Raw genomic sequence first — 15,067 nt, 5'->3', positions numbered from 1 at the left:
TCATATAAGGCGCTGAACGCGTCAACAATCTCGTGTAGTCAAAATGGTCTCGGGTCTGTGATAATGTTTTTAATGTCCGCCTGTACCTAAGATACCACTTGCCGCCACGCCCAGGATAACGGCTTCGAGCACCGAAAGCACAGCGTATAGTTTATCATTGTTTTTCCAGAGAAGCGGCACAATGATGAGGAAGCAAGCTATCGTAACACCGGCCAACAGGGCTATTCCTATAAAATTCAGGAAGTCTCCATATCCCAGCATGCCGGTCCACCACCATCCCGGATGGATATGAGTCTTATCTAGATATTCTCCGACGCTCATTGACCAATAATTTGATATTTCTGAGACTGGTATATATGGCTTCATAATCCCAAGCAGATAAATGGCGTAAGTCACGAAAAGCAGTAGCAGCCCTATATACATGCCCTTTTCCAAAACCGCGGCGTAAGCTAACTGTTCAGGCGAAGCCTGCAAAGATTTGTGAGGATCGATTGACATTTAGATCACTCCTAAAATTAGTATTCCAGCCGTAATTCTATGTCCGGCGAATAAAACTTGAAGTCCGGTTTAAAAACCCAACCCTTTAGTCAGGGCTTTGAGACCGGCAAAACCCAGCATGCCTATAACAATCCATCTGACCAGACCCGGCTTGGCTACTCTCAACAAACGCACCCCTACAAAAGAGCCGCCCATGATCCCGATCAGGGAAGGAACTACGATCATCGGAATGACGCATCCCTGGTTCAGATAAATCCAGGCCGCTGATGTGTCGGTAATGGATAACAAGAATTTACTGGTGGCCACGCTTATTTTCAATGGGGCTCCCATGAGTAGATTCAGCACAGGCACATTGGCCCAGCCAGCGCCAAGTCCAAACATACCCGCCATGATCCCGATGACCACAAACAGGACGAGCCCCTGCCACGTCCTGTGAATTTTCCAATCTATTATTTCACCTGTGCTGGCTTCTTGATAAACCCCATAAATTCTCAATATAGACGATATTCGATCCGCCTTGGGGACATCAGGCACCGTGGATTTTTTCGCTGTGAGCATTAGAATGCAAATCCCAAGGATTGTCACCCCTAATGCGATCTGAACAACTTGAGTGGGCAGAGCCAGGCCTACCATGGCTCCGATAATCGCAAAAGAACTGGCTATCAGAGCTACAGGCACAGCAAGCCTTAAACTGGCCAGATTCATCTTCAACAGCCCAGGACCAGCCGCAAGAGCGCCCGCCAAGGCAACCAACAAACCGGCTCCACGGACAAAATCCAAGTGGAACGGGAAAAAGCCACTTATTATAGGAACGAACAAAACGCCACCGCCAACTCCCCCTAGGACAGCCGCAATCCCCATGACAAACGTGACCACCAAAAGAACAAGGGGCCACATCCACCATGGAGCTGATGACGCGTTATCAGCCGCCATTACATCGGCGCCGGCGAAAACGGCGCCGGCAAAAACGGTAACCGACAATAGGAGCGCCAGACAAAACGCGCCTGGTTTACCGGTCCTTGTCATATTGCACCTCTTGATTAGCCAAATTTTAGAAAAAGGTCTTCCCTCAACAAGACCTGCCCCAACCACAAAAACCTTACGATTGAGAACGGTTTCCAGAAATAGATGGAATTAAATAAGAGTTTCAGTCCTATTTAACCTTCACCATCCTTTATGTTCAATTATCTTGTTTATTTCCGCTTGCCGAATTCTTTCCTCATGCTCAGCTTTTCTCTGGTACGAGTTTTTGATCTTTTCCGAAAGATCTTCTGTTCCGGTCGGCTTCAGAAGATAGTCATATGCCCCTACTTTCATTCCTTCTATGGCTGTCTCGACAGTGCCGTGACCTGTCAACATGATGACCTCTATCAGAGGCCACAACTGCTTAATTTCCTTAAGGGTTTCTATCCCGCTCTTGCCTGGCATCATGACATCCAGCAATACCACATCCGCGCTTTCTTCCTTTAGTTTGGAAATAGCCTCATCTCCATCATTAGCCACCCTGGTTCTAAATCCTCTTACTTCAAGACGCTCGGAAAGCAGTTCGGTAAATTCCTTTTCATCATCAACCAAAAGGACCTTGATCATCATGGATTCGCTCCTGTTATTTCTTTTTCTTGCCTTGATCCATAATCTGTCTGGCGGATTCAAAATCCCCTTCTTCAGCAAAAGAGGCGGCCACCATGGCGTCCTCTATTTTCTTCTTGTAAGCCCCTTTAAGGGTTCGCATGAGCTGTTCCAGAGGAACCGGCTTTCGCAAATATTCGAAGACTCCCAGTCGTCTAGCCTCGGCTTCATCAGCTTCGGAGCCGTGACCCGTTAGCATGACGACCTGAACACCCGGATAAGCTTCCCTGGCTCTCTTTAACACTTCCATTCCATCCATGCCCGGCATCTTCAAATCTACAAGAAGCACATCAGGAGTTTCCTCCGCGAGCTTTTTCATGGCCTCCTCGCCACTCAGGGCCACGGATGTGTCAACGTTCCTCATTTGCATTCGCTCATCGAGTGTGCGAACGAAATCTTCTTCGTCATCCACCATCAATACTTTGAATTCTTTCATTAAGTTCCTCCAGATAGCAAAGGCCTGTTTTCAGACGCTCCTAAAACCCGGCTCCGGCCGGTCGAAACTTTAATCCCACTGAATTGCGCCAGGGGAATCGAAGCGTAAAACTTCCGATTCCTACCCAAAGCGTATCAGTAATGAGTTCTTGCCTGTGGATAGTCCTATCGACGCGTTTTCAGACTTGAGTTCGGCGCCCATGGAATCCCAACCGGGGTAACCCACTATTTTTTCAATGCTGGATTCAACTGATCCGGCTGCTTTGATGAAAATTTCGATAGCGGCGCTTCCGTTCGAGTTTTTCATCGGCTTGAGCTTAATTTCAGCTCCTTTGCCAATTAGCGGCGCCAAAAACTCAAGGGCCTGGTAAATAATCATTCGTGTCTTCATGGGGTTTCCGTCCAACATGATGGCGTCGGCGCTTCTTTCCCCAATGAAGCTTACCCCGTTTGATCGGCCTAATTTATGCGACAAGTGGACCATTTGATCCAGGACGGTATTCAGATCTTCATGGCTGGTTTCCCGGTCCGGCGCATGCGCAAAAGCATTCAATCGGGAGACGATGTCCGCCCCTCTCTCAATTTGGTTGTCGATCTTGCCCATTATCCCAAAAAGTTTTTCTTTATGTGGAAAATCCGATTCTTTTGCTACGGTTAGTAAGTCTTGGGCCAAACCGGCTGATTCTCTAATGATTGCAAGAACATTCTTTATTTCATGCGTCATTGAGGCGGTGACTTTACCCATGAAAAGCGATTCTTTCATCATCGTTCCTGATGTTATGGTGTCCTGAGATTCCTGTTGACGGCCAATCCGATTTTTTCAATCAACTCTTCTATTTGCAAAGGCTTCATCAAATAATCGAAGGCTCCTAGCCTCATGCCCGCAACACCTTCCGAGGTAGATCCGATACCTGTTAGCAAAATGACTTCCATTTTCGGATAAAGCTGCTTTATTCGCTCCAGAACGGTCAACCCGGTCATTCCCGGCATCATAAGGTCCAGCACCACTACTTGCGGTGTGTAAGTCTCAAGTTTATTAAGCGCCGCTGCGCCGTCCAGTTCAGTTTCAGCCTGGATTCCGCGCATCCTCAGCCTTTCCGCAAGGGTCACCACGAATTCCTCTTCATCATCAACTAGAAGGACTTTCCAGTCTTTCATTTTATGTCCCCGGTTGTGCATCTGTTTTCTTGGGAAGATACACGGTGAAGCGAGTCCCTGTTCCTACTTTGCTTTGCACTTCAATGTCTCCACCTAATCTTTTAACAATTCCATAGGTTATGGATAGGCCCAAACCAGTGCCCTGACCAGCCTTTTTTGTGGTAAAAAACGGCTCGAATACATGCTTAAGAGTCTCATCGCTCATTCCATGTCCGGTGTCCTGAATCGTGACTCCTACCGTCTCGGAATCCCGTTCAAAACTGACCAGTGAAATGGTTCCCCCTTTATCCGTAGCCGCCAGGGCATTATTCAATATATTTAGAAAAATCTGTTGTAACTGCCCCCGATCCGAGGCGATTTTAGGCAATCCTTGAGCAAGCTCAAGATTTAATTTGATATTTCGGTAGAGAGCTTCCTTTTCCAGAAAACCCAGGGTTTCCTTGATCACGTCATTCACATCCAGAAGTTGAACTTCTACATCCATCCTTCTCGCAAATCCAAGAAGACGATGCGTAATTGCCCGGCATCTTTCAACAGATTGAATGATTGCCCTCACCAGATTCAGAAATTTTTCCTTATCGGGAAAGTCCTGGGTAAATTCTATCACATCCTTCATCAAACCGGCTTTTTCATTGATTACCGCGAGCGGATTGTTGACTTCATGAGCGACCCCGGCTGCCAGCCTGCCAATAGAGGACAACTTGTGGGAATGCTCCATTTCTCTAAGAGCAAGCTGTCTCTTGTCATCACTTTCTTTCATTCTCCTGATCATGAGGTCGGTCAGTTTCAGCACGAACGCGACTATCGCAATTATACCAACAATCAATATTATCAGTAGATCACCGCGTAATGAGTACCACACTTTCATCACATCAGAGCGCGGTTTTACCAACATGAAGATAAAATCCATCTGGTTAAAATATGCGTACGACATAAACACATCTCTCCCCAATGGATCCCTTTTTTCAATCACCGTCGGCTCGAAACTCTTTGGAGGCACATCCGGGCAGTGATCCAGAACATCTCCATAAAACTTTGACTTGGTCTGGAAAATCCCCTGTCGGTTAATGAGGAAGGCGTCGCTTTCCGCGTCCAATCCCATTGAGGAAATAAGGTCGTCAAGTTTGCCGGTGTTTATTGTAGCCCTGACAATCCATACCTTTCCACTATCAGCGATATGCTGAACGGCTATAACGAGATGTGGAAACTTTCTGTACCCTTTGAACACGTCACTTATATATACTCCGTTAACTTTGACGTGTTCGAACCAGCTTTGGCCTGCGTAGTTCTTGCCTTGAAGCTCATATGGACCCACATAGCTGATCTGGGTTCCCTTGGAATCAATCAATCCAAGATCGACAAACCCTTCGAATTCTTTCTTTAAGACTTTGAAAATTCTGTTGAGATTCTTTTCATCCGCTAGTTCTTCATAGGTATATGCGGAAGCTATAAAATTTACGGTGGATAGTCTGTTTGCCAAAAACAGTTCGATCGAATGCTTGGCTTTATTGACCAGGGTTTTCAGTGGCGTCATTATTTCGTTTCGGAGAGCCGCCCTGTATTCAACGTAGTTTATTGCGCTCATCAAGGCCAGTGGCACAAGGGTGATCATAAGCATCAGAATGGCCATGTTGCGTCTAACAATTTGATATCTCCGAGGTGATGACTGTTCATCAGGGATATCCAACAAATGCGCAAATATGTCTCTCAATGGTCTCATAAGCGGTCTCATGCGGCTCAATGCCAAGACATCCGTCCATATAGGGCAGACTTGTGTTGCAAACGATCAATCAGTTCTTATCGGTAGAATTTATATCAGGAATAAACGTGATTCTTGACCATCAAGCATAATGATGGCATTGCGAATTTATCATAACAGCGGTCAAAGTTGAAGCTAGAAGCTTACAAATTTTAATTTTTTTGAGTCCGGCAATAAGAGTTTGAAAGTAGTTTACGTAGGAGTTATAATTATAAATTACGCTTTGAATGAGAGTGACCGAAAGTTGAACTCACCGCGAATAGCCTATCTTGCTCTCTGGTTCCCAAAACCATCAGAAACCTTCATTTTCCGAGAGGTTCTGAATCTATGGAAAATGGGTCTATCACTAAAGGTCTTTACGCTTTATGGAGAACTTAGGACCCAACTTTCTCCAGAAATGAAATCAGTCCCGACAGACCAGGTCGAGCATTTAGGGATACCCGCGTTGAAAAAACTTCCAGTGGATCTCGCCTATTGGTTCCACAAAAACAACAAGTTAACAAAGCGCTTGATAAGAACCATCCCATTTAGGCGCTGGAAATCAATCGAATTTGGGGGAGAAAATATCTTCGGTTTTTTGTGCGGTTTTATTCTCGCAAGGCAATTTCAGGAACAAGGTTTTGATCACATCCACGCTGCATGGGCTATGGGGCCTGCGACAGCAGCCTGGGTGGCTTCCGAATTGACTGGAATTCCCTACAGTTTTACTGCCAGGGCCGGAGACATATATCCGCCTGATGGGGCTCTAAAAGAAAAGATTGAAGCGGCCAAGTTTGTTATCTCAGACAATATGACAAACGTGCCGTACCTGGAACAAATCGCCCCTTCGTCGAAAGGTAAGATCTTCGGTATCTACAACGGCGTCCCTCTGGAGAAAGCCGCTGAGGCGCCCGTCCTGATGACGCCCCCGTACAAGATTCTCGCTTTGGGCCGATTCGACAGAATCAAGGCGTTTCATATACTACTGCACGCCTGTAAGATACTAAAGGACTCAGGCCTTAGCTTCAGGTTGACTCTTGCCGGGGACGGGCCGCGAAGGCTACAACTCAAACATCTTGCTCGCAAGTTGGGATTGACGGATTATATAAGTTTTCCGGGGTTTGTCCCTTACAATTTTGTCTCTGATTTGTTTTGCTCAGCCGACGTGTTTGTGATGTCGAGCGCTGTCCATAGCAGTGGTGACAGGGACGGTCTGCCTACAGTCATAATGGAAGCTCTGGCTCATAGACTTCCCGTTGTCGCGACCGATGTTTGCGGCATTCCGGAAGTGATACATAACGGGGAAACCGGTTTACTGGTGGGTCAAAATGACCCGCAATCTCTGGCTGACGCAATTCTGGCAATGGTACATGATCGCGACAATGCGCTCAGCATGGCTGCCAAGGGCAGAGAACTTGTCCTGCGGGAATTCGATCAGGAAAAGAACCACACGAAAATATTTGATCTGTTTATTGACCAAATTCATGGAAACCAATCTCAAACCACCTTATAGAACGGTCATTACCGTACAGGACCTGGAATTCGGGGGCACTCAAAGGTACGCCCTACACCTGCTCAACCATTTGAACCGGGATCTTTTCGATTTGGAACTCTGGGTGCTAAGGGGCGGAGAAGAAATGCTACCTATGGCAGAGGCTTCGGGTGTGCCGGTAAAATATCTTTGCAGGAATTCATGGGTAACTCCGCGAGCGCTATGGAATTTTTTCTGGAGACTGAGGCGTCACAAACCCGATGTGCTCTACACGATGACTGCGGTCCCAAATATATGGGGACGTATTTTCGCTGCCGTGGCTACGGATTCTGTTGTAATCTCGAGTTGGAGAGGGAGGAAAGAACAACAGTTTGAATCCATTTTGTGGCGATTAACCGACAAACTGATATGCAACGCCAACGCCCTGCGAGAGTTTGTTATCAAGAGACACGGAGTTGATCCAAAGCGAGTGGCGGTAGCTCCAAACGGAGTTGACACCGATTTTTTTACGCCGGATTTGTCCTGTCGGGAGTCTCGACCTACGGTTGTTTTTGTTGGAAGGTTGGTCAAGGAAAAAGACCCCTTCACATTGATCGAAGCTTTCAGTCGTCTCCGAACACTCGTCGAAAACGTTCACGTGATAATGATTGGACAGGGATATCTGGATTCGAAGGTTCAGGAAAAAATTTGCGCCGGTGGGCTGTCAGATCTCATAGAGTTCGTTCCAGGCGTAAGAGATGTGCGGCCTTTCCTCAGGCGTTCATGGATATTTGCGCTGTCATCGGTTTCAGAAGGTTTCCCGCAGGTTATACTCGAAGCCATGTCAAGTGGTTTGCCGGTTGTAGCCACGTCTGTAGGAGGGATTCCGGAAATTATAGAACATGGGGTAAACGGCCTGCTGGTCGCTCCTGGATCGCCAGAGGCATTGGCGACATCCATGGCAAGCCTTTTACTGGACGATAAAACTCGGGATTTAATGAGCCAAAGGGCGCGCGAAACCTCGGCCGAATGTTTTTCGCTCGAACATGTAGTTAAGATCACTGAGGAAATTATCCTTGACACGGTGAGAAAAAAACAATGCTCCGGATGAATGTTTCCGGCCTTGATCAGAGGCGCATCCGGCGCTAATGTGACATAATCAACAAGATTACGAACCTAACAAGGCGATTTAGGACATGGGAAAATTTCGAACGGCCAAAGTTCATGGCCTGCTTGACCAACCGATCGCTTTATCCCAGTTTATCAATGAAGCGCCAATCGGTATTTTGGTCGTTGATCCAGGCCTGAAAGTTGTTCTAATGAATCGGGCGCTGGAAGCGCTTACGGGTTTTGTGAATCAGGAGGTTAGCGGCATACCCTGTTGCTTCGCTTTGAGGACCAACTTATGCCTCGATGGATGTCCGGCCAGAAGCCTCAGTCCCCAAGGCGGTTCGGTTTGCCTGGAAGCGAACATCATCAATCGAAACAGGGAAAAGATTCCGATCCGTGTCACAACAGCCCCTCTCATAGGAGATCAAGGTCAAATCCTCGGCTATATCAAGTCCGTTGAGGACATGCGTTATCTGCAAAAGACCGACGATCACGGAGGTAGGTTCTTTTTCGGGAAATTGATCGGAAACAGCCCCGAAATGTTAAGGGTTTTCAGGCTGCTCCCCGCTATCGCCCAAACGGATTCCTCAGTTTTAATCACAGGTCAAACAGGAACTGGTAAAGATTTTGTAGCTGAGGCCATTCATAACGCTTCCCAGAGATCTCGAGGCCCATTTGTAAAGGTCAATTGCGGAGCATTACCGGAAAGTCTGCTCGAATCCGAATTATTCGGCCATCAAAAAGGAGCGTTCACCGGCGCCATTGAAAACAAGCCTGGCCGATTCAGACTCGCCCACAATGGGACTCTTTATCTTACTGAAATTGGAGACCTCCCACTAAATCTACAAGTTAAGCTCCTGTCTTTCCTGGATGACCAGGTCATCTATCCACTAGGAGGCTCCAGAGGAATTCACGTTGACGTGAGAATAATTGCGGCTACCCATCGAGACCTTGAAGGCATGACCCGACAAGGGAGGTTTCGGGAAGATCTCCTGTTTCGACTCAATGTAATAAGACTCCAGTTGCCTCCTCTTTCGCAACGTGGAGACGACATAAACATGCTCATGGACCATTTCCTCCATCACTTCAATTCACGTTTCAGGAAAAAGATATCAGGATTTAGCGTGGCGGCTCGGAAAAGCCTCCTGAATTACAGCTTCCCCGGCAATGTTCGGGAATTGAGAAATATCGTGGAGTTTGCTGTAAATCTCTGTGAAGGGGACCAAATTCAGTCGGACCACATTCCCACTTATGTTAAATCGCCGGTGGTAGAGACCGTGGAAGTCCAACCATCAATATCCATGGAAAAACAGGAATTTGTTATTGACCCTTCTTCTGAGAGCCGGAATCTCGATTGGCCTGATGTTGAAAGACAAATGATAATGGACGCTTTAGTGAAGGCACGCGGAAACAGGGCCAAAGCCGCCAAATTGCTTGGGCTGGGACGTAGCACGTTGTGGAGAAAAATGAAGACCTATTCAATGGTCCCATAAGAACGCCAAAGGCCGGTATTCGGTAAAACACATGAAAATAGTTCTCATACCCCTTAAAGGGGACGAAATAGCGCCTCGGTTCGATCTTGCGCCTGAAGTTACGATATTCAATATACAGGATGACGGATCGATAGGTGAGCAGAGGCTGATGGTTATGGCGCACGCCTCTCCTGAATCCTTGTGTGAATTGATCCTGAGAGAAAAGGTAGATGTGGTTATTTGTTGTGGCATAGAGGAAGAATTTTACCAGTATTTGTCCTGGAAAAAAGTACGCGTAATAGATTCGGTCGTAGGAAGCTGTGAAAGAATAATAGATTGCTTCAGAATGGGGGATCTGGTTTCCGGGGCCATTTTGATGTGATTTCAGCGGTCCCTGTAACGCTGCCATTCCATGATGTCTTGATATGTCCCACTTTGTCTCATATTGTTTCGTGATACGTTTCACGCCTGTATCATTACAACCCACCCTAATAAGCTAACCCACTGCTTTTTCAACTAATATTCATTTGGCACAATGTTTGCCTATATTCCTGCTTAAGTTTCGTGTTCCTGCTGGAACTCACGAACCCCCATTTTCCAAGATAGTTTTAATTTAAAGTCCCGATTTTTTCGGAGTCGGCAGTATGGCTTCACGCATTCTTCTGGTGGACCAGGAGGAGAAATTCTTGCAGGCCCTGGCCAAGCGATTGGAAAACGCAGGTTTTCCGGTCCAAATCCTAACGGACGCAGCGGAAGCCCTTGTTTCAATTGAGAACCCGGAAGTACAGGCGCTGATCCTTGGAGATCCGGATGATGGAAGCAATTTCCTGGGCCTGCTCGGAGAGATCAAGAGATTACGCCCTGAACTGGCCGTTATCATACTGACGGCTCATGTTTCTTCAGATTACGCAATTAAGGCCATGAAAATGGGGATTTACGATTGTCTCCCAAAACCGACGAACATTGGCGACCTTATTGATCGGTTGCGGGAGGTTGGAACTGGAAAGCCCTTGTGAATCAGGCGCACGTAAACATAAGGATTCACGCGAACTTATAATGGAATGCATTCAGGAGGCGACCCTAATGGAAAGTATTCGAGTCAGGGATTTGATGATTCCAGTGGAGAAATATTCAACCATTGCCGACACAGCGACACTCTATGACGCTGTCCTCAAACTCGAGGAGTCTGAGCGAGACTATGAAGCCGGGAAATGCCCTCACAGAGCTTTGCTCGTTAAAGGCAGTTCCGGTGAAGTAATCGGCAAGATGGGCAAGATCGATGTTCTAAGAAGCCTTGAACCAAAATACACCGAACTGGGAGAACTGAGAAAAGTGTCAGGTTTTGGTTTGAGCGCAGAGTTTCTCAAATCGGTAATGGACAAGTTTGAACTTTGGGAAACTCCTCTTGATGATCTTTGTCGAAAAGCCGGCGCTCTCAACGTGGGCGCCATCGTGGCCTCCCCTCTCGAAGGAGAAACGGTGGACGTTGACGCGACTTTGAACAGAGCGGTTCATCAGATCATTCTTGGGCATCACCAGTCGTTGCTGGTGACATCCGGCTCCAAGGTAGTTGGCATTTTACGTTTGGTGGACGTCTTCGACGAAATAACAAAGCGGATAAAGTTCTGCAAAAATCAATAATCATTTTGAAGCTTGAGAATTCAGGAGGATTCCTTCTATGAGCGCGGAAGCTGCTACTCTTACCAGTGGAATGAGGATTAACTGGACCCGCTTAATTGCGCTATTCACAGGCGTAGGTCTGTTTATAGTGATCTACTATTCACCCCAGTGGCCGGACGCGATTGATCCGGCCGGCAAGCCTTTCCCATTATCCGTTCAAGGTAAGGGGGCAATAGCGGTTTTTATGCTTGCCGGTGTGTGGTGGGTTTTTGAGGTGGTCCCGATTGGTGTCACCAGTCTGGTGATAGGCATAACCCAGGCCCTGTTCATGATCCGGCCCGCTAAAGAGGCGTTTAACGATTTTATGGACCCGGCCGTCCTGTTCATTTTCAGTTGCCTTGTCATCGGTCTGGTTTTCACAAAGACCGGTCTTACCAAACGTCTGGCTTACAAGATGCTTGGAGCCATCGGCGAGAAGACAACCACTATTTATCTTGGTATATATTTGCTTATCACAGCATTGACATTAATAATGGCCCACACAGCGGTAGCCGCGACCATTTATCCCCTGCTGCTCGCTGTTGTAAGCCTTTACGGAGAAGGAGACAAACCTACAAAGTTCGGTAAGGGCCTTTTTATGGGCATGGCTTATGTGTGCGGGGCTGGAAGTGTCATAACCTTGTTAGGCTCGGCAAGGGCCATTGTCGCTCTCGGATTTTTCAAGGAAATGACCGGAGTGGACACACCCTTTTTTACACTTACCTATTATATGGCGCCTGTTGGCCTGTTGATGGTGTTCCTGCTCTGGGTGTTTTTTGCAGTCTTCTTTAAACCTGAAAAATCAAACATTCCAGGATTGAAGGAGCGGGTAAAAGAATTGAGCGCCAACCTAGGGGCAATAACCAGGAAGGAAATCCTGAGTCTCATCATAATATTTGCGGCAATAATCTTCATGTCTCTCCAGGTAACCATTCCAGCGCTTAGAAAAATAGACAAGACAGCGATCATCCTGGTAGCTACCGTGCTATTTTTTGTCTTGAACATCCTCGACATCGAAGATCTGGAATTGATCCCCTGGAACATAGTCCTGTTATTCTCAGGCGCTATGAGCATTGGTTATTGTTTGTGGCAAACAGGAGCCGCTGAATGGATGGCCGTAAACTGGCTGGCGATGTTCAAGAACGCCCATTGGCTCGTATTTGTTGTGAGCGTGGCGTTTTTCGTCATGATACTAACCAACTTCATTATGAACGTGGCCGCAATCGCGATCGCTTTACCGGTGGCCCTTGTAATATCCAAGTATCTGGGTGTCGATCCCACAGTGGTTATGTACGCCTGTTTGATGACAGCGGGTATGCCATTCATATTGCTGGTGGGCGCAGCGCCTAACGCCATAGCTTATGATTCCAAACAGTTTACCAGTGGTGAATTCTTTGGATACGGCTGCCTCGCCAGCGTCATCCTTATGGCAGTCTGCGCCCTGGCCTGCTACGTGATCTGGCCGGTTCTGGGAATGCCGACGACCATCCCGAAAGTGATGTGAAACAGATTGTTTAGTTAGGCGACATGTAACAAGGTTCAAAAAGAGAGGAATCGCAAATGAGGCGTAAGTTAATTTTTTGCCTTTTAATAATATGCTCGTTAATGGCGATCGCAGGCGTAACTTCAGCCGAGAAAACGGACCCAGCCAAAGACGTTTTGGTAATCCAGGGCAAGATACTTGATTCATCGGGAAGCGCTCTAAGTGACGCGAATATTTTGCCGTATCTTAATGGGAAACCATTTTTGGCCACTGGTCACGGAGCTGAAGCAGAAAAGGACTATGCAACCGGCAAGAATGGCCTGTTCCGGATCGAAGTCCCGACAACTGAGGAAAAAATCAAGTCAGGGAAATGGGAATTAAAAGTCACCCGGCCAAGCTTCAAACCATCCCAACTGCTCACATTGAAGGTTCTGGACGACGGGGTGGCGGAAGACGGGGTCCACAGGTGGGTCGCCAACACTACCGTTCAAATGAAGAGGATGCAGGGGTCCGCATTCTGGATAGCATTGGTTGTATTTCTCGGCGTGTATGTGCTCATAGCTTTCGAGATAGTGCACAGGACATTGGCGGCGTTTTTAGGAGCCACCCTAATCCTCTTGATCACTCACACTTTCGGCACGTTCAATGACGCATACAATATTCTCACGTACGAACAGGCGATTCACTGCGTCGACTGGAATGTGATTTTTCTTTTGATGGGCATGATGATAATCGTGGGGGTCCTCAAGGGATCAGGTGTTTTTCAGTGGCTGGCGTATAAATCCTTCCAGGTTGCTCGAGGAAACATATTCCTCCTGGCCTCAGTTCTGTGCGTTGTTACAGCAACGACGAGCGCTTTCCTGGACAATGTCACGACAATGCTGCTTCTTACTCCTGTCACAATGGAGATCGCCCTTGTCCTGAAGGTCTCACCTTTTGTCTTCCTGCTCCCGGAAATTCTGGCCTCTAACTTTGGCGGCACGGCCACGCTTATTGGTGACCCACCAAATATTATGATCGGGTCTTACGCGGGGATCACGTTCAATGATTTTGTGATCAATCTTACCCCGGTTGTCATTGCGGTCATGGTCGCCCAGATTATTTACAACAAATTTGTCTACGGAGCTGACTATCACAGGGCGAAGGTCGAAGATGTACCTAAGATGCTTGCATTCCTGAAAGAGAAATACAAGATCACAGACAGCAAGCTGTTAACGCTTGGCGGCGCAGTGCTTCTAGGTGTGATCGCCCTTTTTGTCGCTCACGGCTTTTTACACATGGAGGTCAGTGTCGCTGCGCTTTTTGGAGCGGCCGTCATAGTTCTCCTTTGCAAGATGGATATAGTCGAGATGCTTGAAAAGGAGATCGAATGGCCCTCCCTAGTCTTTTTCATTATGCTGTTTATAGTCGTGGGAGGCGCTGAGCAAACCGGGATATTGCAGGTCATAGCCGACTGGATAAGGGATGTCTGTCAGGGAAGGCTATGGTTGGCGGTGCTTGTCATCCTGTGGGTATCAGGGATCTCTTCCGCAATCATCGACAATATTCCTTATACCGCCACAATGCTCCCAATAGTAGCTTTTCTGAACAAGGAGATTCCAGGAGCGGAGTCGGGTGTACTCTGGTGGGCGCTAGCGCTTGGAGCGTGTTTTGGAGGTAATGGAACCATAATCGGAGCGTCAGCTAACGTTGTCACCACTGGGATAGCCGAAAAGGCTGGGCACAAGATAACCTTTGGGCAATTTCTGAAAGAGGCGGCGCCTATCACACTTATCAGTCTCATTATCTCTTCCGTTTTCCTGCTCCTGAGATACTGACACTAAAAACCGTGAGTTTACGATTCCGTAAGATGAAGGAGAATACACGATGATAGCAAAGGTCTTGTTGGTGGATGATGAATCGCCTTTTGTCGAAGCCCTGGCCAAACGGCTCAAATTAAGGGAGTTAGAGGTGGCTATAGCCTTGAGCGGACCCGAGGCGCTCGAGAAGTTGGAGCAGAACTCCACAACGGACGTGGTAGTGCTCGACGTAAAGATGCCGGGGATGGACGGTATTGAAACCCTCAAAGCTATAAAAGCAAGATATCCGCTTATCGAAGTGATCATGCTGACCGGGCACGCTACGGTCGAGTCCGCCATAGACGGCATGAAAGTGGGCGCTCTGGACTACCTGATGAAGCCCTGTGACATGGACGTCCTCATGGCCAAGGTTCGCGAGGCGAAAAACAAGAAGGCCGCTCAGGAGGCAAAGATTGCCGAAGCTAGGGCTATGAGTATATATCACCGCAGAGGCGACTGATATTTTGACTCGTATTACAGATACCGTGCGCCGGACTACTTGGTTAATGATCACTCAACCTAGTGACGTTGAGAATAAACGAGCCGTGCGGCGCTACACAACATTGGATGTGAGGT

16 protein-coding genes are annotated in these 15,067 nt (G+C 47.6%); 9 read left to right on the top strand and 7 right to left on the bottom strand.

Annotation, left to right across the window (positions count from 1 at the left end; genetic code table 11):
• Positions 1–69: 69 nt before the first annotated feature.
• The 7 genes from WC647_12250 to WC647_12220 all read right to left on the bottom strand — a co-directional run bounded on the left by WC647_12250 (position 70) and on the right by WC647_12220 (position 5,440).
• Positions 70–498, bottom strand: coding sequence for a hypothetical protein (locus WC647_12250; protein ID MFA6223075.1), 429 nt, complete (start codon positions 496–498; stop codon positions 70–72).
• Between the two features lie 69 nt (positions 499–567).
• Positions 568–1,524: a sulfite exporter TauE/SafE family protein gene (locus tag WC647_12245; protein MFA6223074.1), complete on the bottom strand. Its 957-nt coding sequence runs from the start codon at positions 1,522–1,524 to the stop codon at positions 568–570.
• A gap of 138 nt (positions 1,525–1,662) precedes the next feature.
• Positions 1,663–2,091: a response regulator gene (locus tag WC647_12240; GenBank protein MFA6223073.1), complete on the bottom strand. Its 429-nt coding sequence runs from the start codon at positions 2,089–2,091 to the stop codon at positions 1,663–1,665.
• A gap of 13 nt (positions 2,092–2,104) precedes the next feature.
• Positions 2,105–2,563, bottom strand: coding sequence for a response regulator (locus WC647_12235; GenBank protein ID MFA6223072.1), 459 nt, complete (start codon positions 2,561–2,563; stop codon positions 2,105–2,107).
• Positions 2,564–2,683: 120 nt separating this feature from the next.
• On the bottom strand, positions 2,684–3,325 hold the full coding sequence (locus WC647_12230; GenBank protein ID MFA6223071.1) for a hypothetical protein: 642 nt from the start codon (positions 3,323–3,325) through the stop codon (positions 2,684–2,686).
• 14 nt (positions 3,326–3,339) lie between these two features.
• Positions 3,340–3,720 (bottom strand): response regulator, encoded by a 381-nt coding sequence (locus tag WC647_12225; GenBank protein ID MFA6223070.1) that lies wholly within the window; start codon positions 3,718–3,720, stop codon positions 3,340–3,342.
• A 1-nt stretch (position 3,721) separates the two neighbouring features.
• Positions 3,722–5,440, bottom strand: coding sequence for a sensor histidine kinase (locus WC647_12220; GenBank protein MFA6223069.1), 1,719 nt, complete (start codon positions 5,438–5,440; stop codon positions 3,722–3,724).
• 220 nt (positions 5,441–5,660) lie between these two features.
• Between WC647_12220 and WC647_12215 the strand changes: the two genes are divergently transcribed.
• The 9 genes from WC647_12215 (at position 5,661) to WC647_12175 (ending at position 14,951) form a co-directional block, all read left to right on the top strand.
• On the top strand, positions 5,661–6,971 hold the full coding sequence (locus WC647_12215; GenBank protein MFA6223068.1) for a glycosyltransferase: 1,311 nt from the start codon (positions 5,661–5,663) through the stop codon (positions 6,969–6,971).
• The gene (locus tag WC647_12210) at positions 6,943–8,040 is read left to right on the top strand and encodes a glycosyltransferase (GenBank protein MFA6223067.1); all 1,098 of its coding nucleotides are present in this window, start codon (positions 6,943–6,945) and stop codon (positions 8,038–8,040) included. The genes WC647_12215 and WC647_12210 overlap by 29 nt, the downstream gene beginning before the upstream one ends.
• A gap of 85 nt (positions 8,041–8,125) precedes the next feature.
• Positions 8,126–9,532 (top strand): sigma 54-interacting transcriptional regulator, encoded by a 1,407-nt coding sequence (locus tag WC647_12205; GenBank protein MFA6223066.1) that lies wholly within the window; start codon positions 8,126–8,128, stop codon positions 9,530–9,532.
• Between the two features lie 31 nt (positions 9,533–9,563).
• Positions 9,564–9,893 carry a NifB/NifX family molybdenum-iron cluster-binding protein gene (locus WC647_12200; protein ID MFA6223065.1) on the top strand — a complete coding sequence of 110 codons (330 nt, stop codon included), beginning with the start codon at positions 9,564–9,566 and terminating at the stop codon, positions 9,891–9,893.
• Positions 9,894–10,155: 262 nt separating this feature from the next.
• Positions 10,156–10,527, top strand: coding sequence for a response regulator (locus WC647_12195; protein ID MFA6223064.1), 372 nt, complete (start codon positions 10,156–10,158; stop codon positions 10,525–10,527).
• Positions 10,528–10,594: 67 nt separating this feature from the next.
• A complete protein-coding gene (locus WC647_12190) occupies positions 10,595–11,152 on the top strand; it encodes a CBS domain-containing protein (protein MFA6223063.1) in 558 nt (185 codons plus the stop codon).
• 37 nt (positions 11,153–11,189) lie between these two features.
• Entirely contained in the window at positions 11,190–12,674 is a 1,485-nt protein-coding gene (locus WC647_12185; protein ID MFA6223062.1) for an SLC13 family permease, read from the top strand.
• 56 nt (positions 12,675–12,730) lie between these two features.
• Entirely contained in the window at positions 12,731–14,470 is a 1,740-nt protein-coding gene (locus tag WC647_12180; protein MFA6223061.1) for an ArsB/NhaD family transporter, read from the top strand.
• A 49-nt stretch (positions 14,471–14,519) separates the two neighbouring features.
• A complete protein-coding gene (locus WC647_12175; protein ID MFA6223060.1) occupies positions 14,520–14,951 on the top strand; it encodes a response regulator in 432 nt (143 codons plus the stop codon).
• The last annotated feature ends 116 nt before the right edge of the window (positions 14,952–15,067 follow it).

This window comes from Desulfomonilaceae bacterium, assembly GCA_041662605.1.
Taxonomy (GTDB): domain Bacteria; phylum Desulfobacterota; class Desulfomonilia; order Desulfomonilales; family Desulfomonilaceae; genus CAJBEZ01.
This window is presented reverse-complemented; position numbering and strand designations above follow the sequence as displayed.

Bases quoted from the DNA above. Each gene is read 5' to 3' on its own strand.
- WC647_12250 (MFA6223075.1), bottom strand. From the start codon at position 498: ATGTCAATCGATCCTCACAAATCTTTGCAGGCTTCGCCTGAACAGTTA.
- WC647_12245 (MFA6223074.1), bottom strand. From the start codon at position 1,524: ATGACAAGGACCGGTAAACCAGGCGCGTTTTGTCTGGCGCTCCTATTG.
- WC647_12240 (MFA6223073.1), bottom strand. From the start codon at position 2,091: ATGATGATCAAGGTCCTTTTGGTTGATGATGAAAAGGAATTTACCGAA.
- WC647_12235 (MFA6223072.1), bottom strand. From the start codon at position 2,563: ATGAAAGAATTCAAAGTATTGATGGTGGATGACGAAGAAGATTTCGTT.
- WC647_12230 (MFA6223071.1), bottom strand. From the start codon at position 3,325: ATGAAAGAATCGCTTTTCATGGGTAAAGTCACCGCCTCAATGACGCAT.
- WC647_12225 (MFA6223070.1), bottom strand. From the start codon at position 3,720: ATGAAAGACTGGAAAGTCCTTCTAGTTGATGATGAAGAGGAATTCGTG.
- WC647_12220 (MFA6223069.1), bottom strand. From the start codon at position 5,440: ATGAGACCATTGAGAGACATATTTGCGCATTTGTTGGATATCCCTGAT.
- WC647_12210 (MFA6223067.1), top strand. From the start codon at position 6,943: ATGGAAACCAATCTCAAACCACCTTATAGAACGGTCATTACCGTACAG.
- WC647_12205 (MFA6223066.1), top strand. From the start codon at position 8,126: ATGGGAAAATTTCGAACGGCCAAAGTTCATGGCCTGCTTGACCAACCG.
- WC647_12200 (MFA6223065.1), top strand. From the start codon at position 9,564: ATGAAAATAGTTCTCATACCCCTTAAAGGGGACGAAATAGCGCCTCGG.
- WC647_12195 (MFA6223064.1), top strand. From the start codon at position 10,156: ATGGCTTCACGCATTCTTCTGGTGGACCAGGAGGAGAAATTCTTGCAG.
- WC647_12190 (MFA6223063.1), top strand. From the start codon at position 10,595: ATGGAAAGTATTCGAGTCAGGGATTTGATGATTCCAGTGGAGAAATAT.
- WC647_12185 (MFA6223062.1), top strand. From the start codon at position 11,190: ATGAGCGCGGAAGCTGCTACTCTTACCAGTGGAATGAGGATTAACTGG.
- WC647_12180 (MFA6223061.1), top strand. From the start codon at position 12,731: ATGAGGCGTAAGTTAATTTTTTGCCTTTTAATAATATGCTCGTTAATG.
- WC647_12175 (MFA6223060.1), top strand. From the start codon at position 14,520: ATGATAGCAAAGGTCTTGTTGGTGGATGATGAATCGCCTTTTGTCGAA.